Source organism: Sphingobacteriia bacterium (assembly GCA_017304685.1).
Lineage (GTDB): Bacteria > Pseudomonadota > Alphaproteobacteria > Rickettsiales > 33-17 > JAFKLR01.
In genome coordinates, this window is sequence record JAFKLR010000003.1 from 929,585 (window position 1) to 952,884 (window position 23,300).

23 protein-coding genes are annotated in these 23,300 nt (G+C 28.9%); 9 read left to right on the forward strand and 14 right to left on the reverse strand.

The genetic code is table 11. The features are described from left to right. Positions 1-7 precede the first annotated feature (7 nt). The 5 genes from ftsA to J0H68_04350 are packed head-to-tail and all read right to left on the reverse strand — an operon-like array spanning position 8 to position 5,397. The gene (gene ftsA, locus J0H68_04330; GenBank protein ID MBN8827913.1) at positions 8-1,252 is read right to left on the reverse strand and encodes a cell division protein FtsA; all 1,245 of its coding nucleotides are present in this window, start codon (positions 1,250-1,252) and stop codon (positions 8-10) included. Further along, complete coding sequence (locus J0H68_04335) at positions 1,249-2,055, reverse strand: cell division protein FtsQ/DivIB (GenBank protein MBN8827914.1); 807 nt, start codon at positions 2,053-2,055, stop codon at positions 1,249-1,251. Before J0H68_04335 ends, ftsA begins: the two co-directional genes overlap by 4 nt. Further along, entirely contained in the window at positions 2,046-3,011 is a 966-nt protein-coding gene (locus J0H68_04340) for a D-alanine--D-alanine ligase (GenBank protein MBN8827915.1), read from the reverse strand. The genes J0H68_04335 and J0H68_04340 overlap by 10 nt, the downstream gene beginning before the upstream one ends. Positions 3,012-3,034: 23 nt before the next feature. Continuing rightward, positions 3,035-3,940 carry a UDP-N-acetylmuramate dehydrogenase gene (gene murB / locus J0H68_04345; GenBank protein ID MBN8827916.1) on the reverse strand — a complete coding sequence of 302 codons (906 nt, stop codon included), beginning with the start codon at positions 3,938-3,940 and terminating at the stop codon, positions 3,035-3,037. Positions 3,941-3,948: 8 nt separating this feature from the next. Further along, entirely contained in the window at positions 3,949-5,397 is a 1,449-nt protein-coding gene (locus J0H68_04350; GenBank protein MBN8827917.1) for a UDP-N-acetylmuramate--L-alanine ligase, read from the reverse strand. Between the two features lie 100 nt (positions 5,398-5,497). Between J0H68_04350 and J0H68_04355 the strand changes: the two genes are divergently transcribed. Further along, positions 5,498-6,238: a hypothetical protein gene (locus J0H68_04355; protein ID MBN8827918.1), complete on the forward strand. Its 741-nt coding sequence runs from the start codon at positions 5,498-5,500 to the stop codon at positions 6,236-6,238. A 30-nt stretch (positions 6,239-6,268) separates the two neighbouring features. On the opposite strand, the gene J0H68_04360 is transcribed toward J0H68_04355, so the two are convergent. Both J0H68_04360 and J0H68_04365 read right to left on the reverse strand, forming a co-directional pair. Further along, the gene (locus J0H68_04360) at positions 6,269-6,607 is read right to left on the reverse strand and encodes a hypothetical protein (GenBank protein MBN8827919.1); all 339 of its coding nucleotides are present in this window, start codon (positions 6,605-6,607) and stop codon (positions 6,269-6,271) included. 197 nt (positions 6,608-6,804) lie between these two features. Continuing rightward, positions 6,805-7,563 carry a hypothetical protein gene (locus J0H68_04365; protein MBN8827920.1) on the reverse strand — a complete coding sequence of 253 codons (759 nt, stop codon included), beginning with the start codon at positions 7,561-7,563 and terminating at the stop codon, positions 6,805-6,807. A 213-nt stretch (positions 7,564-7,776) separates the two neighbouring features. Here J0H68_04365 and glpX point away from each other — a divergent pair, with 213 nt between their 5' ends. From glpX to J0H68_04390, 5 genes are all read left to right on the forward strand, one after another. Then, positions 7,777-8,784 (forward strand): class II fructose-bisphosphatase, encoded by a 1,008-nt coding sequence (gene glpX / locus J0H68_04370; GenBank protein MBN8827921.1) that lies wholly within the window; start codon positions 7,777-7,779, stop codon positions 8,782-8,784. A gap of 26 nt (positions 8,785-8,810) precedes the next feature. Beyond that, the gene (gene ftsW / locus J0H68_04375; protein ID MBN8827922.1) at positions 8,811-9,971 is read left to right on the forward strand and encodes a putative lipid II flippase FtsW; all 1,161 of its coding nucleotides are present in this window, start codon (positions 8,811-8,813) and stop codon (positions 9,969-9,971) included. Next, complete coding sequence (gene murG, locus J0H68_04380; GenBank protein MBN8827923.1) at positions 9,968-11,074, forward strand: undecaprenyldiphospho-muramoylpentapeptide beta-N-acetylglucosaminyltransferase; 1,107 nt, start codon at positions 9,968-9,970, stop codon at positions 11,072-11,074. Before ftsW ends, murG begins: the two co-directional genes overlap by 4 nt. A gap of 103 nt (positions 11,075-11,177) precedes the next feature. Continuing rightward, positions 11,178-12,323 (forward strand): hypothetical protein, encoded by a 1,146-nt coding sequence (locus J0H68_04385; protein ID MBN8827924.1) that lies wholly within the window; start codon positions 11,178-11,180, stop codon positions 12,321-12,323. A 95-nt stretch (positions 12,324-12,418) separates the two neighbouring features. Then, entirely contained in the window at positions 12,419-13,006 is a 588-nt protein-coding gene (locus J0H68_04390; GenBank protein ID MBN8827925.1) for a phospholipase D family protein, read from the forward strand. A 38-nt stretch (positions 13,007-13,044) separates the two neighbouring features. On the opposite strand, the gene J0H68_04395 is transcribed toward J0H68_04390, so the two are convergent. Beyond that, entirely contained in the window at positions 13,045-13,257 is a 213-nt protein-coding gene (locus tag J0H68_04395) for a cold-shock protein (GenBank protein ID MBN8827926.1), read from the reverse strand. A gap of 247 nt (positions 13,258-13,504) precedes the next feature. Between J0H68_04395 and J0H68_04400 the strand changes: the two genes are divergently transcribed. Next, the gene (locus tag J0H68_04400) at positions 13,505-14,143 is read left to right on the forward strand and encodes a flavin reductase family protein (GenBank protein MBN8827927.1); all 639 of its coding nucleotides are present in this window, start codon (positions 13,505-13,507) and stop codon (positions 14,141-14,143) included. Here the strand turns inward: J0H68_04400 and J0H68_04405 are convergent. Continuing rightward, a complete protein-coding gene (locus J0H68_04405) occupies positions 14,123-14,512 on the reverse strand; it encodes a hypothetical protein (GenBank protein ID MBN8827928.1) in 390 nt (129 codons plus the stop codon). The two genes, J0H68_04400 and J0H68_04405, sit on opposite strands and share 21 nt — an antisense overlap. Before the next feature lie 464 nt (positions 14,513-14,976). On the opposite strand from J0H68_04405, the gene J0H68_04410 reads away from it, so the two are divergent. Continuing rightward, positions 14,977-15,633 carry a hypothetical protein gene (locus J0H68_04410; GenBank protein MBN8827929.1) on the forward strand — a complete coding sequence of 219 codons (657 nt, stop codon included), beginning with the start codon at positions 14,977-14,979 and terminating at the stop codon, positions 15,631-15,633. Between the two features lies 1 nt (position 15,634). Here the strand turns inward: J0H68_04410 and J0H68_04415 are convergent, their stop codons facing one another. Next, complete coding sequence (locus tag J0H68_04415) at positions 15,635-16,498, reverse strand: alpha/beta hydrolase (GenBank protein MBN8827930.1); 864 nt, start codon at positions 16,496-16,498, stop codon at positions 15,635-15,637. A gap of 282 nt (positions 16,499-16,780) precedes the next feature. Here J0H68_04415 and J0H68_04420 point away from each other — a divergent pair, with 282 nt between their 5' ends. Further along, complete coding sequence (locus tag J0H68_04420) at positions 16,781-17,902, forward strand: ankyrin repeat domain-containing protein (GenBank protein ID MBN8827931.1); 1,122 nt, start codon at positions 16,781-16,783, stop codon at positions 17,900-17,902. A gap of 36 nt (positions 17,903-17,938) precedes the next feature. Here the strand turns inward: J0H68_04420 and aspS are convergent, their stop codons facing one another. The 4 genes from aspS to J0H68_04440 form a co-directional block, all read right to left on the reverse strand. Continuing rightward, positions 17,939-19,762: an aspartate--tRNA ligase gene (gene aspS, locus J0H68_04425; GenBank protein MBN8827932.1), complete on the reverse strand. Its 1,824-nt coding sequence runs from the start codon at positions 19,760-19,762 to the stop codon at positions 17,939-17,941. An 80-nt stretch (positions 19,763-19,842) separates the two neighbouring features. Further along, positions 19,843-20,997, reverse strand: a complete 1,155-nt coding sequence (locus J0H68_04430; GenBank protein MBN8827933.1) for a hypothetical protein — start codon at positions 20,995-20,997, stop codon at positions 19,843-19,845. A 161-nt stretch (positions 20,998-21,158) separates the two neighbouring features. Next, positions 21,159-22,019 (reverse strand): hypothetical protein, encoded by an 861-nt coding sequence (locus tag J0H68_04435; protein MBN8827934.1) that lies wholly within the window; start codon positions 22,017-22,019, stop codon positions 21,159-21,161. A 76-nt stretch (positions 22,020-22,095) separates the two neighbouring features. Continuing rightward, on the reverse strand, positions 22,096-23,151 hold the full coding sequence (locus tag J0H68_04440; GenBank protein ID MBN8827935.1) for a ribonuclease D: 1,056 nt from the start codon (positions 23,149-23,151) through the stop codon (positions 22,096-22,098). Between the last annotated feature and the right edge of the window lie 149 nt (positions 23,152-23,300).

The window sequence follows — 23,300 nt, forward strand, 5'->3', positions numbered from 1 at the left end:
CTTATTGTTAGTTAGTCTTCGTTAGAAGTAAATTTTTAATTTTAGTAATAAAATTATTGCTACCCGTAACTAATATATTTTCTTTAACCATCATTTGCTTTTTAACAGAGTAATTAATTAAACCTGAAACTGTACTAAAACTTGGATTGTTTTCGAAATAATTAAAATTCTTTACATTAGGCATAATAGAAATAGGTAGACCTACCCTTACTTTTCTGTGCAGTTTCTCAGCTATATATTTATCAATTCCATATAATTGTGCACCACCACCTGTAATAACAATATTTTGGGAATTATAGCTAAAATTAATTTTCTTTATCTTCTCTATCATAAATTCAATTATTTCATCTACTCTAGGGATAATAATATCTGAAACCATTTTTCTAGTAATATGCAAATCAAGGTGAGTGCCATCTTCATTTTCAATATCTACAAACGTTCTATGATCATCATCATTAACTTCGACACTACCAAAAAGAGCTTTTATTCTTTCTGCTTGTAAATAACTTATTCCAAAGGCATGAGAAATATCATTAGTAATATGTTGACTTCCAACTGGTATAGTATCAATAAATTTAATTATTGATTTATCATACACAGCAATTGAAGTCACATTAGAACCCATTTCAATTAGAGTAACACCTAATTCTTTTTCATCATGAGTCAAAACTCCTAAACCTGAAGCATACGCGCCAATAACAATATCACTAATATTAACTTGTGCGCGCGCAAAACAATTATCTAAATTATTTATTATAGTTACAGGAGCAAGAATTATATTAATTTTCGCAGTTAAATTACTACCGACCATCCCTACTGGGTTACTAACACCATGTATATCATTTACTACAAATTCGGTAGGAATATAGTGAATTATCTCATATTGCTCTTGATTAATACTATCTAACGCTTGTCTAATTACTCTATTAACATCTTTATCTTTTATAAAATTATCGTTCAAAGTAATTTTAGAAGAAATGATTTGAGATATAATCTTACCGCCAGATATTGCGACTACAACGTCTTCGACTTTTATTCCTGCATCATCTTCTGCAGCTGCAATAACTTGCGCTAGAACATTTGCTGCTTGATTCATATCTATTATTTTACCCGAACGCACACCCTTAGACATTTGATATGATAAAGCAAGTATTTCTAAAGATTCATTATTTAAATTATATTTAGATATAGCGCATGTAGTTTTATAACTTCCTATATCGATTACTGTAACGATATCACTTCTCTTCTTCATTTTTCTTTCTTCTTATAATAAATTTTACCAGTAATTCTCATATCGATAACATCAATTTCAGGGCCTAACAATCCTTTCTTTTTATCATATTCTGTTAGTAATTTTAACGCTTCTTCTATATTATTTTCTGGTAATTTTATTTCAGGCCCTCTTTTAAGTCTTATATTCCATCTTCTATCACCTATACGAATGGCAGCAGAAACTTTGTTATAAATTTTAGGATATTCCCTAAGCTTTTCAATTAACATCCCTGATGTAAGCCTTGAACCCTCTCCTACAATAACAGGTAAATGAAAAAATTTATCAATATCACTTTCATTGATAATATGCCCTTCATCATCGATTAAAGATTGCTTTTTATTATTTTGCCAAATTGCGATAGGAGTACGCTCTACAATTTTTATATGTATAGTATTTGGCAGTTCTCTAGCAACAGAAGCGTTAAGAACCCAATCTAATTTTTCTAAATTTCTCTTTATTTCCCAAACATCAAGTTTTAAAATTGGAGTACCGACTTCACTTTCAATTGATTTAACAATCTCTTGATTTTTTAAGTTTACTTGCCCTTCTAAATAAACGTTCTCTAACTTTAAACCAAAGTCAGCAGTAAATTTATAAAAATCCTTAATTGATTGAATAATATAATTATCCAAAATATGAAATTGAATAATAATATATAAAGCTAAAGTTATAGTAAAAGTAACAATAAATTTAGCAGATTTAATTTGTTTTAGAATTTTTAATTTTAATTTACGCCAAAAACTAATTTTATAAGTTAAATATTCATTAGTGCTTAAAAGCATCGTGCATTACCAACTAACGTTTCAATAATTTGATCATAACTTATTCCATGAAAGCTTGCAATCTCAGGAACTATTGAGGTTGGGGTAAATCCTGGATGCGTATTAATTTCTAAAAAGAAAAACTTGTCAACTTTTGGATCGTCATTATATCTAAATTCCACTCTAGAAATATCCTTCGCACCAATAAGTTTATGAATTTTCTCTGATATTTCTAATACTTCTTTCCTTTTTTCCGGCTTCATATCAACTGGCATAATATGCTCTGAACCACCAGGCGCATATTTAGCTTCATAATCATAGAACTTTCGATGAGTTTTTATTTCAAGAACATCAATGGCTTTGTTATTAACTATTCCTACCTGAATCTCACGACCTGGAATATATTCTTCAACAATTAATCTATCACCATAATGGTCGCCTACTGCATGTATATAACCAATTATATCAAAATTATCTTCTTTGAATACAACTTCAACACCAACACTTGAACCTTCAGCAATCGGCTTAACCACATAAGGTCTTGGTAAAGGCTCTGAAGTAATTTTATCTTTTATATTAATGATTTTTCTATTGGGAATTAAAATGCCATTATTTGCAAGATACGAATTACAAAACTCTTTATTAAAAGCTATTGCAGAAGCAAGCGTTCCTGAATGAGTATATGGTATACGCATAATATCAAGAAGCGCAGGTATTCTACCATCTTCTCCATAAGTCCCGTGTAAAGCATTAAATACTAAATCTGGCTTTACTCTTGTAAGCATATCACTAATATCAAATCCAGGATCTATTGAAGTATATTTGTAACCTAGCTTTTTTAAAGAGTTACAGACACCTCTTCCGCTAACAAGAGAAACTTCTCTTTCCTTAGATTCGCCACCAGTAAATACCGCTATGTGTTTTTTACTTCCAACAACATGATGTTCTTCTAAAATTTCAGATTTTCTAATTTCCATATAAAATTACAACCCTTAACTACTTATTTATCACCTATTATTTTTATTTCCCATTCAAGTTTTATGCCACTATTTTCAAATACTTTTTGTCGCACAACTTCACCTAAATTTTCTATATCTTCTGCTGTGGCTTTGCCATGATTAATCAAAAAATTACAATGCAGCTCTGAAACTTGCGCGTCACCAATTCTTAAACCACGGCAACCTGCTTTATCAATTAATTCCCAAGCTTTATATTTCTCTGTATTTTTAAATGTACTTCCACCTGTTCGCGAGCGAATTGGTTGTGTAGCATTACGTTTATCAGCTATATTTTTAATTTTTAAGGATATGTTTTCTTTTGTATCCCTATAATAAGAAAACCAAGCTTTGGTAAAGATATAGTTTTCTGATATTTGTGATCCACGATAATAAAACCCAAAATCTTTATTTTCTATAATTCTAATATCACCTTTTTCATCAACATACTCAGCCTTTATGAGCCTTTCAGAAATATCGGAACCATAAGCACCAGCATTCATTTTAATACCACCACCTATCGTTCCAGGAATACCAGATAAAAATTCAAACCCACCTAATTCATTATTTAATGCATACATTGAAACATTATAATCTAGTGTTCCTGCTCCTGTAATAAGTGAATTTTCATCGTGCTCAATTGTACAAAATTCCTTACCTAACTTAATTACAACTCCATCTATTCCCTTATCTCTTATAATAATATTTGAACCAACACCTAATATATATATATTTAAATCTGCAGGTTTATTTTTAATAAAATTAGCTAGATCTTTTACATCATATGGTCGAAATAAAATTTTAGCTTTACCACCTACTCTAAACCAATTAGTTGGAGATAAATCAGCATTAAAGCGATAAGTGCCTTTAACTTCGGGTAGATTTAATTCTTCGCTATTTGTAAACGTCATGAGCATTTTTAAGATAAAACTATATTATTAGATTTAAAATAATTAATCAATTGTGCAGGTAGTGCATTTGCCCATGCAGTAATATTACCGGCACCTAAACAAAGTACTAAATCTCCTTTTTTAGCTATACTTCCAACTAATTCAGCTAATTGCTCAGGATTCTCAAAAGATTTAATCGATAAATTTGAATTATGCTGCCTTATAGCTTCTATTAAAACTTCTTTACTTACCCCTTCAATTGGCTTTTCACCAGCTGAATATATATCTGCAACTATTAAATTATCTATATCATCAAATGCCTTAGTAAAATCAGCAAATAAATTATGTAAACGTGTGTATCTATGAGGCTGGAATACAACTATAATTTTTCCGCCTGCTTTTTTCACAACTTGGACAGCAGTTTGAATTGTAGCTTTAATTTCGGTTGGATGATGCGCGTAGTCATCAATTACTTTAATACCTTCTACTTCACCGGTAAGAGTAAATCTTCTTTTTACACCTTTAAATGATTTAAACCCATTTTTAAGTCCTTCTTGGGTAAAACCAAGTTCAATACCTATTGTTAAAGCTGCTAATGAATTTAAAATATTATGCCTTCCAGGAACTGGGATGAAGCAATCTTTTATTATTTTTATTTTTGATTTAACTTTATCAGAAATAACTATATCGTAATAAGAGCCATTTACTTCTGAACGAATATTTGTTGCCATAACATCCGCCTTTTTATCAATACCATAAGTTATAATTTTACGATCGATAACTTCTTGAGCTAACTTAGCTACTTCTTCATGATCATTACATAGCACTGCAAATCCATAAAAAGGAATATTTTCTACAAATTGTTTATAGGCTGCTTTAAGATTGTCGAAAGTACCATAATGTTCCATATGATCTTCATTCATATTAGTAATAATCACAATACTTACCGGTAATTTAGTAAAAGAACCATCTGATTCATCAGCTTCTGCTATTAAATATTCACTTTCACCTAAGTAAGCGTTAGTAAGTTTAGAATTTATTACACCACCATTAATTACTGTTGGCTCTAAACCTTCCGCTTCAAAAACTGAAGCAACAAGAGAGGTAGTTGTAGTTTTACCATGTGTTCCTGCAACTCCAATTGAAAATTTAAACCTCATTAATTCAGCAAGCATTTCGGCTCTTTGAATAATTGGAATCCTTTTCTTTCTCCCTGCTATAATTTCTGGGTTATCCATTTTTACAGCTGAAGATCTAACAATAACAGAAGCATCTTCTATGTTTTCTTCTTCATGACCTATTACAACCTTAATACCCATATCTTGTAAATGTTTTACCTGGCTAGTTAAAGCAACATCCGAACCTTGAACTTTGCAACCTAGATTATGCAATATTTCTGCAATACCGCTCATTCCTATTCCGCCAATACCTACAAAATGAATAACACCAAAGCGGCTTGTTATAATATTTCTAGACATTAAAAACATCTACTTCTCCGTACTAATTTTTTTATCTATTGATTAATTTTAAAATACTTTTATTATAGTAATTAATTCAATAACTTATTTGGACCTTTATATGAAACATATTACTTATTCCAGTTTTATGCAATTCTATTCTTTTACAAGTAAACATATTTTTAAAATTTGTTTAGTTTTAAGTATAACTAGTTTAAATGGATGCGTTATCGCTGATAAAGCTATGGGTCATTTAGGTTTCAAAGTACGAAATCCTTTTTTTAACGACAGCAATGAAGCTAATAAAAAATACAATCAAGAATTTACTCTTACAGAAAGAAAAATGCCTGAAGGTAACAAACAATTTTTAGGTGTAGGCACACAAGTAAAATCTAAAAATTTAGTTAAAACTATTGAAGACGATCCAGAGCAATTTGACAGTAAAAAAGCGAATGATTTTTGGAAAAAAGTATACAATGATAAGCATCCAAAATTAAAAAATATTCCTAAAACAGATAAATCTTTTGATAAAATAAAAGAGGAAAATAAAGTAGAAATACATAAAGTTAAAACTAAAGAATTAAAAGATACTAATATGTACTCTGAATCTCCTCCAACTCAACCATTCGATGAAATTGGTGATGTAACTGAGACAAAAAAAATTGAAGTAAAAACAAAAGAATTAAAACCAACTATTCCTGCTAAACCTGTGGTAAAAGAAACAACCACTGTTAAAGAAACCACAACTACAACCGTAACTCATGAGCCAGAAATTGAAGTATTAGACGTTGGCGAAGAAATGGCTGATGAAACAGTTGTAAATCAAATTGAATTCGTTGATCCAAATAAATATAAAAAATAACTAAATAGGTGAGTATATACTCATCTATTTCTATTTTCTTTCCTGATGATTTTCACCAACCTGATGTTTATTTCGATACTCTATAGCCTTTCTATTTTGTAGCGAAGATTGCGAAGTCACTTCATAATAAGCTTGATAACTTAAACAAGCAGTAAATACACCTGATAATGTTTTTTCCATTCTATCAACTGATTTTATTAAATCTTTAGACCCTAAAAATTTAGAAACTATCCCAGCAAATAACAATCCTCCAAATATTTTTAAACCTTGATAGACAATAAAACTAAAAACAGAAGAATAATTTTGTTTAATTTTATATTTAAATCTCTGATAAACACCTTTAAAAGTTGAACTTAAACCTTCAATCATTTCATTTATTTGATCAATTTGACGTTCGTCAGATGAAGGGCCATAAAGCTTCGGCTTGTTAGCAATTTCTTTTTTATTTACAACTAATTTATTATCAATAAAATTTACTTTATCTCTTTCTGTAGGAAAAACTCTTTCTAATAATTTAAATTCGCTAAAATATCTCTCTGCTAATTGCTTATCAACTGAATTTTGTTTTAAATAATCAGGGATTGGATAAGAGTTTTGGTCATGAAATGGATAATTTTGTAAACTACACGAAGCGTCAGGTTTTTTTGATCTCTAGATTTTCTAAATTTTGTAACATCGCTATCATCTAAGTAAAACAATGCCTCTGAGAAATTATTGTTTGAAATCACTGCGGTAATATTATCTCTTATTTGCATTTTTGAAAAACCAAACTTTTTCTTTGGCTCATTTTGCAAATTATTATTTGTATACTGAAAAAGACGAATCATAGCCATTTGAGTCAAATCATCCGCATTCTCATAATATTCCTTAATTTTCGCTTTATTTTCTCCTAATATTTTATCAAAAACCCATCCATTATTATTGTAATAAAATGCCCTTGAACTTCTTGAATCATCTAAAAGAAAACCCTTGTTTTTGAAAAAAAGAGGTAAGTAATGATGTATTGAATCAATATTAAATATTTCGATTATTGTATTTGCTTTATATGCAGAAGATTCATCGGAATGTAAGGTTTTTAATATTACATCACTAAAGATCTTTACGTATAAGCCCCTTAACTTTTTTGCTTGTTCATTTGGTAAGTTATTTGATGTAATTAAAACATTAATTTCTTCTTTTAAAACTTTCAACTCATTTAAAAAGCCTTGTGGGTGATTTTGAATGTTTTCAGAAACATTGTTCCAAGCTTTATCTAAAAACTCTGAATAATCTTTAAATTTATCATTAAGCAATCTAATTTTAAAATCATCAATAAATTGTTTCATTTACACTCCTTTTGTTACTCTCATACTGTTGTATAAAAACAGAAGAGTTAAATTTATATTAATAACTTAATTAAGTACAACTAATTATTAATTTTTGTCAATGAAAATGGTAATTAATAATTCCTTATTCTTCAAAAACTTAATATATTCCATTGCCAAGCTCCTATTTTTTAATTATTTTATAGAAAACAATTTTAAAACTAATAATATTCTATGATTTTATCTAATATTCTATACGCCCTAAACCCTGACCATAATAAAAAACTCGAAAAATTAATTTATGATGCTGTATTTATTACAGAAAGCGCTGCTATGGCTTGCATGCCTTTAATCGGCCTTGGTAATGAAAAACTTGCTGATCAAGCTGCTGTAAATGCAATGCGTGATGCTATGAATAAAACTCCTTTCTCTGGTAAAATTGTTATTGGTGAAGGTGAAAGAGATGAAGCCCCAATGCTCTTTATAGGTGAAGAAGTAGGTTGTGGCGATGGCCCTTCGGTTGATATTGCCGTAGACCCGCTTGAAGGCACAACTTTATGCGCACATGCGGCTCCAAATTCATTAGCAGTGCTGGCAATTGGTGAAGAAGGTACACTTCTTAATGCTCCAGATGTTTATATGGATAAAATCGCAGTTGGTGGTTGTAATTTACCAAATGATTTAATAAGCCTCGATAATACCCCTGAACAAAACTTAAAAGAAGTTGCAAAAGCAAAAAAATGTAGCGTGTCTGATTTAGGTGTAATGATACTTAACCGCCCTCGTCATCAAGAATTAATTACGAAAGTAAGAAGTACAGGCGCTAGAGTTCATTTAATTAGTGATGGTGACATTGCAGCCAGTATTTTTACCACTGATCCTTCTACAAATATTGATGTTTATATGGGGATTGGAGGAGCTCCTGAAGGTGTACTTGCAGCAAGCGCTCTTAAAGTATGTGGGGGTCAGTTTGTAGGTAGACTTATAGCAATGAGCGACGAAGAAAAATCAAGAGTTGCTAAAATGGGTATTACAGACATTAATAAACAATATAATATAAATGAACTAGTAAAATCCGATTGTTTATTTGTTGCAACAGGTGTTACTGATGGCATACTACTTAAAGGCGTAAAAAAATATAATACGCATTATTTAACAAACACCTTAGTCATGCATTATGCAACTAAAACTGTAAGAAATATAACGAATAAAATTTTAGTTAATTCAAATAATGAAAGCTAAGATTAAACCATTAAGAGAATTATTTAATGGCTATTGAAAAACAGAGAAATACTTTTTTAGCACAGTGGTGGTGGGCAATTGACAGAGTAATACTTGCCTGCATCTTAGTCCTTATGGCTTTTAGCGCTTTCATGGTAGCGACAGCTAGCCCTGCAGTTGCCGAACGTATTGGAATTGAGTCATTATTTTTTATTCGCAAACAAATAATATATTTACTTCTTTCTCTTATAATTATATTTGGCATTTCGCTTCTATCTGCAGATTTGATTAAAAAATTTTCTTTAATAGGATTTATCACTGGCGTAATTATGCTGGTACTAGTTTTATTTATGGGAGCAGAGTTTAAAGGAGCAAAAAGGTGGCTAAGTTTATTCGGCTTTTCATTGCAACCATCAGAATTCATAAAACCATTCTTCTCAGTAATTACTGCGTGGTTACTTTCTCAAAAATATAAGGATCAAGAATTCCCCGCTTTTTCATTATCTCTTTTCATTTATGCCGTTGTAGCCTGTTTGATTATTTTACAACCAGATTTGGGAATGACTATTACCTTAACAATAATTTGGGCTGGTCAATTATTTTTAGCAGGTATCTCTTTCTTTTGGGTATTTTTATCTGGAGTTGGAGGAGCCTTAATCATTACTCTTGCATACTTTTTTCTTCCTCACGTTTCCAAAAGAATTGATAACTTTTTGAATCCAGAACAAAGTGAAAACTATCAAGTCATGCGTTCACTTGAAGCTTTTGTTAATGGTGGGTTTTATGGAACAGGTCCAGGAGAAGGCGTTGTAAAACAATTTATACCTGATTCACATACCGATTTTATATTTGCAGTAATTGGCGAAGAACTAGGATTTGTCACTTGCGTGTTAGTTATATTTATTTATTGTTTAGTGGTAATTAGAAGCCTATTTAGAATGTGCAATGAAAGTGATACATTCTTAGTATTTGCCGTATCAGGTATTATAATACAATTTGGCATTCAATCCATGATAAACATGGGTGTTACTTTAAATCTTCTTCCTACCAAAGGAATGACGTTACCTTTTATTAGTTACGGGGGGTCGTCAATGTTCGCTATTGCAATTGCGGTTGGAATTATTTTAGCTTTAACTAAAAGAAAATTTGGTTCCCATAAATACCATAAAGCAAGGAATTTATCTTATAAACTTAAGGAACTTACATGAAAAGTAACTCTATTAAAATCGCATTAACAGCTGGGGGTACAGGGGGCCATATTTTTCCTGCACTTGCAATTAAAGATAATCTTTTAAAATTAGGTCATGAAGTAATTTTCATTACTGATCAAAGATATAAAAATTATTCTTTACCAATTGATGATCATACTACCATTCTTAAATTATATCCTATTTCCAGAAATTTTTTTAAATTAATAAAAGGAGTATTTTCTAATTTTATAGGTCTTTTAAAAGCTTTAAAAACCTTAAAAAAATTTAACCCTGATATTGTTATGGGCTTTGGTGGTTATCCAACTATGCCTGTTATTTTGGCTGCAAAATTGCTTAAAATTAAAATTATATTACATGAGCAAAATAGCGTTCTCGGTAGAATTAATAGACTTTTTATAAACTATGCAAATATTGTTGCTACAAGCTTTCATGACACTCAAAAAATTGAAACTAAATTTTTACGTAAGGCCTTTTTTACTGGAACACCTGTAAGAAAAGAAATTTCTGCACTATATAATTTAAGTTATCCTGAAATTACTGAAAATTCCAAAATAAATATTATTGTAATAGGTGGAAGTCAGGGCGCTAGTATATTTGCAAAAATTATTCCTGATGCGATTAAATTATTACCAAAAGAAATTCAGTTACGAATTAGGCTTGATCAACAATGTCGTAATCTAGAAGAAGAAAATATTTTAAAACAAGAATATGCTGAAATGGGTATTAGCGCGGATGTAGCTCCTTTTTTCAAGGATATCGCTCATCGTCTTGCAGGTGCACACATTGTAATAGCAAGAGCAGGGTCATCTACAATTAACGAAGTTCTTATAAGTGGAAAACCAGTAATTTTAGTACCTTTGCCAACCTCAATGGATGACCATCAATTATATAACGCTGAATATGTGGTTAATAATGATGCAGGATGGTTAATTAAACAACCTCAGTTTTCACCAGAAGCATTAGCGGAAATTCTTGAGCAGGTTATCGTAAATCCACAAATTTTATATCAAAAAGCTGGGAATGCTAAGCGCATTTCTATGCCTGGAGCTTTAACTTCAATTATTAATATGTTGCTTGTAGAAACTAAATATCAAGGGTAATTCGGTTATATACATAAATTTCAATATATTATTTACTTTGACAGGTTATTAACATTTAGTTAAAAATATAAAACACTTCTAACTTAATATTTAATTTATTACCATGACTTCTTTACCTTTACTTATTTTACCTGAAAGACATGATGAAATCACTACACGTCTTTTTCTTTTAAATGAATTGGATTTTTTATATGAAAAAGGATATAGATGCCTTGCAATTGAAAACCACTATAGAAATATGGAATATTTTGATGAAAATTATTCTGATGCAAAAGAAGATGTGCAGGAAAGTTTAAATTTTCTTGAAAAATCCTTAAAAAACGCAGTTCAAGATAGTAATTTTGATTTAAAAAAACTATATACGAAAATTAGGTTAAGTGATGAAGAATTAGAGATAATTGATATAGAACGTCTTAATGATTTTTGGCAAAAAATTGATTCAGAGGACATAAAAGCAGAACTTCATTCACGAGCAGGTTTATATATCGATGAATTAGGTCGGTTTTTACGTGAAGAAGTTATTAAAGTCGCCCAAAATAAAGGATTTGAAATAGTTCCTTTAGAAAAAGAATCTCATGACATTTTTAAAAAATATTCTAGCTTTAAATCGGCGGAAGAACTAACTGTTGATTTAAATGAGGCAATTAATAAATATAAAGAGGCAAGTTTTAATTTTTTTAGAGAAAGAAATTTAGAATACCATGAAGTAGTGAGAGATTTGTTTAATGAGCAAACAAGAAGTGCTGCATCAGATGTTCTTTATAAATATTATATTTATTTACGTGATACAGATATGTTAGAGGGCTTGGAATCACTTTATAATAAAAACATTAACACAATAGTTTTTGGTTTAGGAGTTCATCATTTTCCTAATATAACAAGTAATTTAGAAGAAAAAAATATTGAATATTTAGGAATCTGTTTACAAGATAAAAGCGCTAAAATTAATTTTGCTGAGGAAGATAGAGGAGCTACAAATTGGATTTCTAATATAACTTCAGGTTATGTATCAGTTAAAGCTCCAGACCCTACTACTTACGTTATAAAAAATATAAAGTTAATTACCATTGATGTTAATCAAAATAATATTTACGAATCATTATATATTTTTGAAAACAATATAAATAATATAGATAGCGCAAAATTAAAACTTGAAGATGTTAGTAATTCTTACCAAAATAATAGCTATATTCAAGTTATACCATTTAATGAAACCTTTGATTTAGAAGTTACTAAAGATTACTATTAATATAATTTAATACTTTATTTCAATAAACGTTTATGGTTTATATGAAAAATAAAGTTATAAGCTATATGAAATAATTATTTACTTTAGTAAAAATCATGGCACGGCGTAAACTAAAAACTAATATTTTCTTTGATAAGACTAACAACAAGTTTTTCGCTTTAATTTTAGCTATTGCAATTGCTATAGCAGTGTATTTAAAAGAGGAAAAAGCATGGATTTCAACTCAAGAAAGTCTAGGAAAAGTAAATGTATGCTTTACTCCTCCAAGCGGCTGTGGCAAACTAATTGTTGATATAATTAACCACGCTCATAATACAATATATATACAAGCATATTCTTTTACTTCAAAAGAAATATTTACAGCACTGGATAGAGCAACAAAACGTGGGGTTAAAGTACAATTATTACTTGATAAGTCACAAATTCTTGCTCCTTACTCAATATATAAGTACGCTCTTCAAACATCAATTGATGTATCTATTGATGAAAGAATTAGAGGTATTGCACATAATAAAATTATTATAGTTGATGATCTATATGTTATTACTGGCTCTTATAATTTTACTAGTGGCGCTGAGAAACGTAATGCTGAAAATGTAATTTTAATAAAAGACGAGAAGATAGCAAATTCATATAAAGAAAATTGGTTTTTACGAAAAGTTCATTCACTAAATTCTAATTAAATAAATTAGTGAATGAACTTTAATTACTAACTTTATAATTAATTTTTATTAACTAATTTAATGTTAACTGCAGAAATTCTGCCTTTATTTGAATCTAAATCGTAACTAATATTTTGACCTTCATTAAGATTATTTACCCCTATTCTTTCTAGTGAAGAAATGTGAATAAAAACATCATTTGATCCATCGGTTGGCGCTATAAATCCAAAACCTTTACTAGGATTAAACCATTTTACAATACCTAAAGCCATTTTTATCTCCTAAAATATATTAAATTGTTTATGAAAAATTGTATTGAAAGAACTATGTATATGAGGTAATAAAAACGTTTGTTAGATAATTGTAATAAAATTATATAGACATTAACTTAATAAACCACAAGTATTGTAATTATAATACTTTTTTCAATTAATACTTTATCAGTCAATATTAACAAATGCAAGCAAAAACTTTATTAAAAAAACATAGAAGATTTAATGTTTTATAAGGTAGTTCGTAATGTTTTATGAATTAAAAGAAAACAATCATAACCTTAAATACAATCCTTTTAAATCATGTATTATTCCTCGTCCTATTGGTTGGGTAAGCACATTGAGCCCAAATAAAATAGTAAATATTGCACCTTTCAGTTATTTTAACGCAATATCAGATCATCCTGCTATGGTTATGCTTTCAATTACAAGTCATCCGAATAATGGGGGATATAAAGATACATTTAGAAATATAAAAGCCTTAAAAGAATTTGTAATTAATGTAGCAACTTATGAATTAAAAGATTATATGAATTTAACTTCTCTTACGCTTCCTTATGAACAAAGTGAAGCAGAGTTTGCAAATATCGAACTAGAACCCTCAAATTTAATTAAGCCCTTAAGAATAAAAAATTCACCTATAGCTCTTGAATGTAAGCTTCATGAGATTATAAATCTTCCAGCCGAAAACCCTGTAAAATCTAATAGTTTAATTTTAGGACAAGTTATTGGTATTTATATAAAAGACGAGTTTATAAAAGATGATAAAGTTGATGTAGAAAAAATAAAACCTCTAGCACGATTAGGTTATCACGATTATGCAGTAATAGATAAAATATTTGAAATGAAACGACCTAATAGTACCTTAACCCTCAAAAAGCTTTAATTTTTTAAATAAAATTCTGGTTTCATGAGTATCAAAAATAACGTTAAGATAAATAATTTTTCCTTCTTTATTTAATTTAATGATATCAACACAATCTATAGATATAGTTTCTTTGGCATCACTGATAGCTTTATACTCAAAATTAATTGCAAGACTATAAGAAGAAAATTTACTTATAAATATTTCTTTTAATGAAACAATTGCATTATATTCATCATCAAAATATGCCTTAAAAAAATCTTCCGCCTTAACTTCCCCAGTCATTGGCGAATTTACCAGACCCTTTTCATCAAACAAGCTCATAACCTTGTTATAGTCATGCTCCTGTATAGCTTCTAAATATTTTTTTGCAACATTTTCATATATCATTTTTATCTCCCTTGATATCTTAGCGGCAATAGATAGATTAATAAATAATTGTATTTTTTACCCAATTTTTATTAACCGGACATATAACACGCAATTAATAAATTGTAACTAACAATTTATATAGTGATTCCAAATTAATTTTTTGACAGAAATATTTTTAAATTTTCTAAGTTAATTTACTCTAGAAAATAATTTTTTTATAACATGAGGTTTAGCTATTATTATCTGATACTTAATAAAGAAAATCTAGGCAAAAGTTTCTAAAATTAATCTAAATTAAATTATTTTTACTAATATTATTTTTAAGGTGAATTCTAGATATTTATAGAATTTGTACCTTAATCAATAATATAAGTTACTGAATTATAAAAAAATAAATAACTTATTGACAAAATTTGATTAATATATATACTTCTAATTAACATTCTTTAAATAACTTACACATATTTTTAATGGTTAACAAAATGCAAGCTAGAAATATTTTATCAAAGTTTATAGCCTTTTTTTATGGTAACACCTCTCAATTATGGAAGAAAAATAATGTGTGTAAAACTAACGAAGATGTAAACTTAAGTAAAAATGCTAATCTTACATTTTATCAAAACTCAAATAGCTTTGCAATTTTCGATCCATCACAGAGTTTTATTAATGAACATGACAATCCAACCTGGTGGAAAGATTTTGAAAAGAGAAATATTAAAGAGATAGAAGAAGGTAAAATTACACTTTTCAATGCAGGAAACGAAGGTTTATATAAAGTAAAAGTTACTACTGGTGATTTAACTAATTACGAAAAAGAATACTGCACTCATAAAGTTGAAGGGTTAGGTCTCGAAGTTGTTTCAGGAAAATTTATTATTAGTAAGACAACAGCATTATCATCAAAATCCACTCAGTTCTCTTCTATAACAGACCATGAAGGAATAACTTTCCTTGCAGAGAATGGAAATTATTCCATAACAATTTATTGCATAAACCCCCTTGCAATCATTGACCATCATGATATAGAAATTAGGAAGATAGCAGCAGAATTACCTGATGTAGTTATAAAAATATCTAAAAACTCCATCATTCACACATTTGCCGATTTTAATAAACTTAGTCATTTTGAAAAACCTTAAATTACTTACTACAAGTCATAAATTTCTTTTTATAATTTAAGTTATTTAAGCTATAGGTAAAGATTAAACCCTTACTAAGTGCAAGAGGAAATACTGAAGCATGATTATCACCCTCAAAAATATCAAGGTGAGAAGATGAGACATAATTTTTTATAGTATGAGAAAATGTCTTAATATCCTCAACCATTTTATAATCTCCACAATTTTCTAAAGCGCCAATTGCAAAATACATATTTATTCTACTTCTTTTAGTGTTTTTATTAAGTATTTTAAAAATATGTTTATTAGCATACCAAAGCGAGGGACTTATTGAAATATAGCTATCAAATAAGCTAGGTGAAGTTAAAGCTATCCAAGAAGTAAATAAACCTCCATAAGAATGACCAACTAAAGTGCGTTTATTTGTAACTCTATAAGTTTTTTTAATAAAAGGTATTAATTCTAACTCAATAAACTTTTTAAATTTTGCTGCTCCACCAGAATGTTTTGTATATTCAACCCCATAACCCCCATCGTGCGATAAAACAGGGGTATAATCTCGTGTTCTATTAAGCATATAATTATCATCAACATATGATATGCCCACTATAATTAATGGTGTCATATTATTTCTTTTGCTTAAATGTTCTACCATATTATGAGCAAGGGCAAATGAGTAATTAGCATCAAGAAGATATAAGATGTCATATTTTTTATTATCATTTTTATAGCCTGAAGGTAAGCCTATAAGAAGCCTATATTTGATACCTACTTGTTTTGACTCTAAATATCTTACTTCTGTGTTTGGAAGCTTAACTTGCTCAATGTCTAGCGCAAAAGTGCTTTTATTAAGGATTAAAATGAGAAGTATAACTCTGACAAACATGTTATAAACCTAAAAATAAATTTTTATAATTTTCAAAAACTTAAATAATTAATCTCAATTGGACAATTATATTCATAATATACAACTTGCACAATGATTAATCAAAGGTTAAAATATGGTTAATATTATTTCAATAATTAAATTTTAAAATGGTTTTAGTATGTTAAATAAACAACAAGAATTTGAAAATGCTTTCTATAATAACGATTTTATAACTATGGAAGAATTAACAGCACAAGGTGGTTAAACGTTAATATTAAAAATAAAGATGGTGAAAGCCCATTGCATTTAGCTGCTATTAGAGATGAATCCTATCTTGTTAGGAATTTAGTAGAAAAATGTGGAGCAGATTTAGAAATTAAAAATAATGAAGGAATGACCCCATTATTAAAAGTATGTGCCGCGAAAGGAGATCTTTTTTTCATTTTTAAATACCTTATAAGAAAAGGAGCAAATGTTAACACAATGGATAACCAAAATTTAACTCCTCTTTTTTATGCATATGTTAACAATAAAGCTGAAACTATCACAATTTTAGAACAACAAAATGCTAAATTTAATACTTTTAATCAATCAGCTATTGAAAAAGCACTAATAAAAGCTATTGAGGAAGAAAACATAGAAGCCACACATTTTCTTTTAAATCGCTTAGAAAATTCAAACTATATAGTAAATGATCATAACGATACGCTTTTACATTTTATAATAAAAAGTAAAACTTTAAATAAGCACAAAATTCAAAAAATATATGCTAGTTATGATTACGCTGAAGTAGGAGCAATTGATTATACGGAAACAAGTGTTTTTGAAGAACCTTTAGCCTTAATAATTATCATTATTAATAAGGGTGCTTGGATTACAATTAAAAATAAATTTGGCCAGAATGCTTTAGATTTAGCAAAAGAATTAAATAGAGAGCGTACTTTAAAATATTTAACCGAACTAGAAAATTTTTTAAATGGTAAAACTAATCAAAGTCCATCTGAATTTAATAATTTTATTAAGTACTATAATTTATTTAAAGACTGGCCGGAAGAATTAAAAGTTAAAGCTTATAACTATTTACCTGGGATTATAAAATTAGGCTTTGAAAAAGCAAAAGAATTTAAAGCCTTAGTTGAGGCTATTTATAAAACAAACCCAAATATTGCGTTTGAATATAGCTACCATTATGCAAAAGGCAAAGTTAGTATATTTAGGTCTATATGTAAAAATTGGAGAGAATGGGAGATATATACTAGTAGCGAAGCAAGAAGTCTTGTAAATGAAGATATCATAAGAAATATTATTTCGCAGACTGATCCGATGTCAGATATTACTATAACTTCAATCCTTGATGGAACGTTTAGAAGTGAAGTAGAAAATTGTTTGAATTCAAATACAAATCAGCAAACAAAAAAGTAGGGTAACACCCTACTTTTTTAAGTTTACAAAATTACTCTAAGCCTGTTCTTGCTTTTGTTTTTCAGCTAGCTTTTTAGCAACTGACGGAGAAAGCTGAATGTTAAGCTCTCTTAATTGTTTCTCAGTGACATTTGAAGGAGCTTGCATTAATAAATCTTGCGCTTGCTGGTTCATTGGGAATGCAATAACCTCACGAATATTTGGTTCATCAGCAAGTAACATAACTATACGATCAACACCAGGCGCAATACCGCCATGTGGAGGCGCACCATAAGTAAACGCCTTTATCATACCACCAAACTTTTCATCAACTTCTTTTTGTGAGTAACCTACTATTTCAAAAGCTTTATACATAATTTCAGGTTTATGATTTCTTATTGCACCACTTGAAAGTTCAATACCGTTACAAACAATATCATATTGGAAAGCTTTAATTTTAAGTAATTCTTCGTCATATTTAGCATTTTCTAAAATTTCTAAACCACCTTGTGGCATTGAGAATGGGTTATGACTGAAATCAATTCCTTTCTTTTCATCGTTCCATTCAAAGAATGGGAAATCTATAATCCAGCAGAATTTATAAACATCTTTTTCCAATAAATCTAACTGAACACCAATTTCAGTTCTAGCACGTCCGGCAAGTTTTGCTGCATCACTTTCTTTACCGCAACTGAAGAATACTGCATCACCATTGTTAATTCCTGCAATCTGCTTAAGTTTATTGATTCTTGTTTCATCTAAAAACTTTGCGATTGGACCTTTAGCCTCACCGTTTGTATCAAATATTATATAACCAAGTCCCGGATATCCTAAAGAACGAGCAAATTCATTCATATTATCAAAAAAACTTCTTGGCTTATCAGAGGTTTTTGGAGCAGGAATTGCTCTTACAACAGCGCCATTTGCAATTGATTTAGCGAAAATACTAAAGTCAGAACCTGCAAATACTTCTGTTACATCCGACATAACTATAGGGTTTCTTAAATCTGGCTTATCCGAACCATATTTAAGCATTGCATCATCATAAGTAATCCTTGGGAAAGGATAGTTAGTGACTTGTTTTTTAGTAAATTTTGTGAATAAGTTATATAGAACTGGCTCAATTGTTGAAAACACATCTTCTTGCTCAACATATGACATTTCAATATCAAGCTGATAAAATTCACCAGGAGCTCTATCTGCACGAGCATCTTCATCCCTAAAACATGGAGCTATTTGAAAATAACGATCAAATCCAGATACCATTAAAAGCTGTTTAAATTGCTGAGGAGATTGAGGTAAAGCATAAAATTCTCCAGGGTGTAATCTTGAAGGAACTAAAAAGTCACGTGCTCCTTCAGGTGAACTTGCAGTTAAGATTGGAGTTTGGAATTCTCTAAAGCCTAAAATATGCATTTCTTCACGAATTGTTCTTATAATATCAGTACGAAGTATTATATTTGAATGTAATTTTTCCCGTCTTAAATCAAGGAATCTATATTTAAGCCTTAAATCTTCTGGCGCTTCTTGATCCATATTAACTTGAAATGGAAGGTCTTTTGCTTCTGAATCAACTTCAAATGTTTCAACTAAAAGTTCAATTTCGCCTGTTGGGATATTTTTATTAATGGTTTCATTACTTCTAGCTACAACTTTACCAGTAATTGTTACTACTGATTCATTTTTAATATGAGTTGCTAGATCAAGGAAATTTCTTTCATTAGTTATAACCAATTGTGTTAGGCCATAGTGGTCTCTTATATCAATGAATAATAAATTACCATGGTCACGCTTTCTATGAACCCATCCTGAAAGTTTAACAATCTGATTTACATGGCTTTTATTTAATTCGCCACAGGTATGCGTACGATATTTGTGCATTAAAAAATCCCATATTTTGTTTAAAATATGGGATGTATATTAGCAGATAGTTTCAAAAAATATAGTAAAATTTATGTCAATTATTTACAAGCTGAAATCTTCAATTGAGTTACTTTTATTCTTATATCTTGCTGCCCTCTATTTCCAATAAATTGGCTTGTTAGATTAGTTGCGTATAAACTTTTAAAATTATCTTTTCGACTATTATAACTCGCTTGTATCTCCTGATTATCCCTAAAATTTTCAACGCTTTTATTCACATCTTCAAAATTGTTTAATAAGACACGTTTTAATTCATCGTCATTAATCATATAATCATATAAAGTTTCATTACTATCTGCTGAAACTTTAACAAATGGACAAGCTCCTAATTTTATAAAATTTTCAATAGTATTTTTTAAATAATGCTTTTTAGCATCATTTGTAGTTTTTACGTAAGCTAAAATTAAGTAATATAACGAAGTTTTACCGTTTGAAAAAACAGTATTTACATTATTTTTTTCATTAATTAAACGTACATGATCCTCATTCGAGAAAAATTTGCAAAGTCTAAGATTTACGTCAACATTTTTAACTAAACCACTTAATAAATTTATATTAAGGATTTTGTATCCGCATTTAATTGCACCAATTAAATGATTAATATAATTGTCGCTACTGGCTATTTTAATTATATCTTCTTCCTTAAATTTTTCTAATTTTATCAATTTTTCAAATACTGCATACAGTATTTCATCACTAATAGCCTCACCTTTATGCAAATCAAGTACATAATCAACTAAAGTGATTGCAGTTTGGCTTCTTATCGAGTTTTCTTTATCAAACGTATTTCTTATAATTCTTTGATCTAAACTATCTTTCACCGCGTCCATAAATGCTGTAATAACATTTTTTTCAAGTTGTTGAATAAAAAATAATAGTGAAACTAAATCTTTATTTATACATTCATAATCTTTGATTATTTTTGTAGATTGATTAAACGTTATCTCATTAGATCCTTTATCCTTTTTATTTATACGTGATTTTGTTGGTGAAGTATTTGAAGCAAGTGTAACATCTCTTTCCTTTTCAGGATAAGTTATTACTTGTAGTTTCATTGCTCCATTCGTAAAAGACACCTTAGCTTTAAAATGAAAACTGTCTTTTGTTCTTACAAACCTTGCAGGTTTAGGACTTACTGAACGAGGCTCGTTGTTTTTCTCGGCTACATCATCTCTGCTTTGGCGTTCTAACATAATTTCTCCGTAAAATTAAAAATTAAACGCCTTTTCGTTTTATCAACTTTCAGTTAATTTGTCACTATAGTTTTTAAATAAAATAAATTTTTTTAAACAAATTTTATATTGATAAGCAAATAAATTATTTAATAACAATGGTTTACATGGAAAATTATATGTTAAATTTTCTGAACATCTCCACACTGACCTTGTTCGCATCCACCTCTTAAATCTGTTTTTTTAGATGTTGAAATTGGCCAATACTTATCTCCTAAATCATCAACTTTCCCTTCAATTGGACACATTATAGCGGACATGCTAGGAGCAACAGTCATAAATGTTAAAATATTTGCTACTACTGAATTAGATATAAACTTTGTGAAAAAACTATTAACAAAATTTTGCATTAAACCCATTAAAGGGCCATTTACAAACATTGCAACTCCATATGAAAGATTTCGGTGATTTTTAAAAATATTTATTTGCTTACCGCAATCATCGTAACCTTGTAAAAATGCATTAACTGCACTACCCGAGATTACATCAATTAAATAAGGGTTAATTTGAAAATATGACGAAAGTACATTGGAAATTAGCTTACAAAAAAACATGCTAGTAATATAATGAGAATACCATTTAGCATCGTGTTCTTTAACGTCTTCGTTATAAAAACCAAGAGCAATGTTTTTAATAAACTCCGGTAATATTTTTAATCTTGAATTGTTAATCTCTATAAAATGTGGGCGTTTATAAGACCAGGTTTTAAAAATATTAAATGCAAGAGGCTTATATAGTAAATTCATAGGTAATACAAAAAAACCCCATATAAATTTATTAGCACTTAAAGCTTTTCCTAAAATTTTTTGCGAAAATATATTTACTAAATGTTTAAGTCTTATAGTTACATGCTCAAAGTGATAATGGATATCTTTTGTTTGCATTCCAGTACCAATTGCCAATTCTTTAAATTCATAATAGTTATCGCTATTTTTTTCACCTAAAGTCCAAAAATTATCCCAATATTCTTTTATTTTTGTCATATATTACCTATTACAAAAAATTATGATAGCGAGTGAAAATAAACTGATTTGGATTTCAAATAAAGATTTTTATTATTTATTTTTCGAGAATTAACTGAACAACTTCTCCAAAGACCTTATATCTCCAACCCTTCCCTATTTTCGTTTCATTTATGCCCTTAAGTAGAGTAATAAATATGTCATCTTTAGAGGCTATAAAATATCCTGGAAGGTTAAGTTTATCTGCAATATAAAGAAGAATTTGACGTAATAAGCTTTTCAAATTTTGATTAGAATTTAAAGCGCTTATTTTTTTAAATTCCTCAATATCGTTAAGTGTTGGTTCAAGTGTAAACAAATCAATTAATTCTTTTTTAAATCCTTCATTTAGCTTTAAGAAAGCTTCGGAGTTAATTAGATTATTATTTTCTATTAACTCTACTATAATATCATTATTTACTAATAAGTTTGGGGCTATATCATTTTTCTTAGCAATTTCCATACGCCAAAAAAGTAAATCTTTAAGTAAAGCGTAATCCTTACCGGATTTAGGAGCCTGATTATATTTAACCCATAAATATTTATTATCCTCGGTTTTTTCAAGATTTTTCATCTCTTCTTCAAACCATTCTAATCTATTTTGTTTCGTAAGTTTTTTATATAGGATTTCATATACTGAGGTTAAATGTCTAACATCAATTAAAGCATAAACAATTTGTTGTTCAGTTAAAGGACGTTGTTCCCAATTAGAAAACTGAGTTTTTTTGCATATTTTTACATCAAGCAACTTTTCACATAAAGTCCCATAGCTTGGATGGTCACCAAGTCCTGTAAAAGTTGCTGCAATTTGCGTATCAAATACATTTTTTAAATCAATGTTAAAAAATTTCTTTATTCCTTGCAAATCTTGTTTTGCTGCATGAATGATTTTAATAATTTTTGGATTAGCCAAGATTTTCTCTAAACCTTTGAAATTTAAAGGTTGTTTAAGATCAACGGCATATTCATAATCTTTCCCACCAAATTGTATTAAGGAAAGTTGAGGATAATAAGTAGATTTTTTAGTGAATTCAGTATCTATGCCAAAGGCCTCTTGGTGAGATAAGATATCACATAATAAATTTAACTCATCCTGTGTTTCTATTAGAGACATTTAAATTAAATTATGGTACAAAATATTTCCTTATTCGTTTTTACTTTAATATTAAGAGTTTAGCAAGTTATATTAAAGTTTTAAATAAAAATTAGATTGCATAATCTCCTAAATTTGTTAATTATTGGCACATTTAAATTAATAAACGG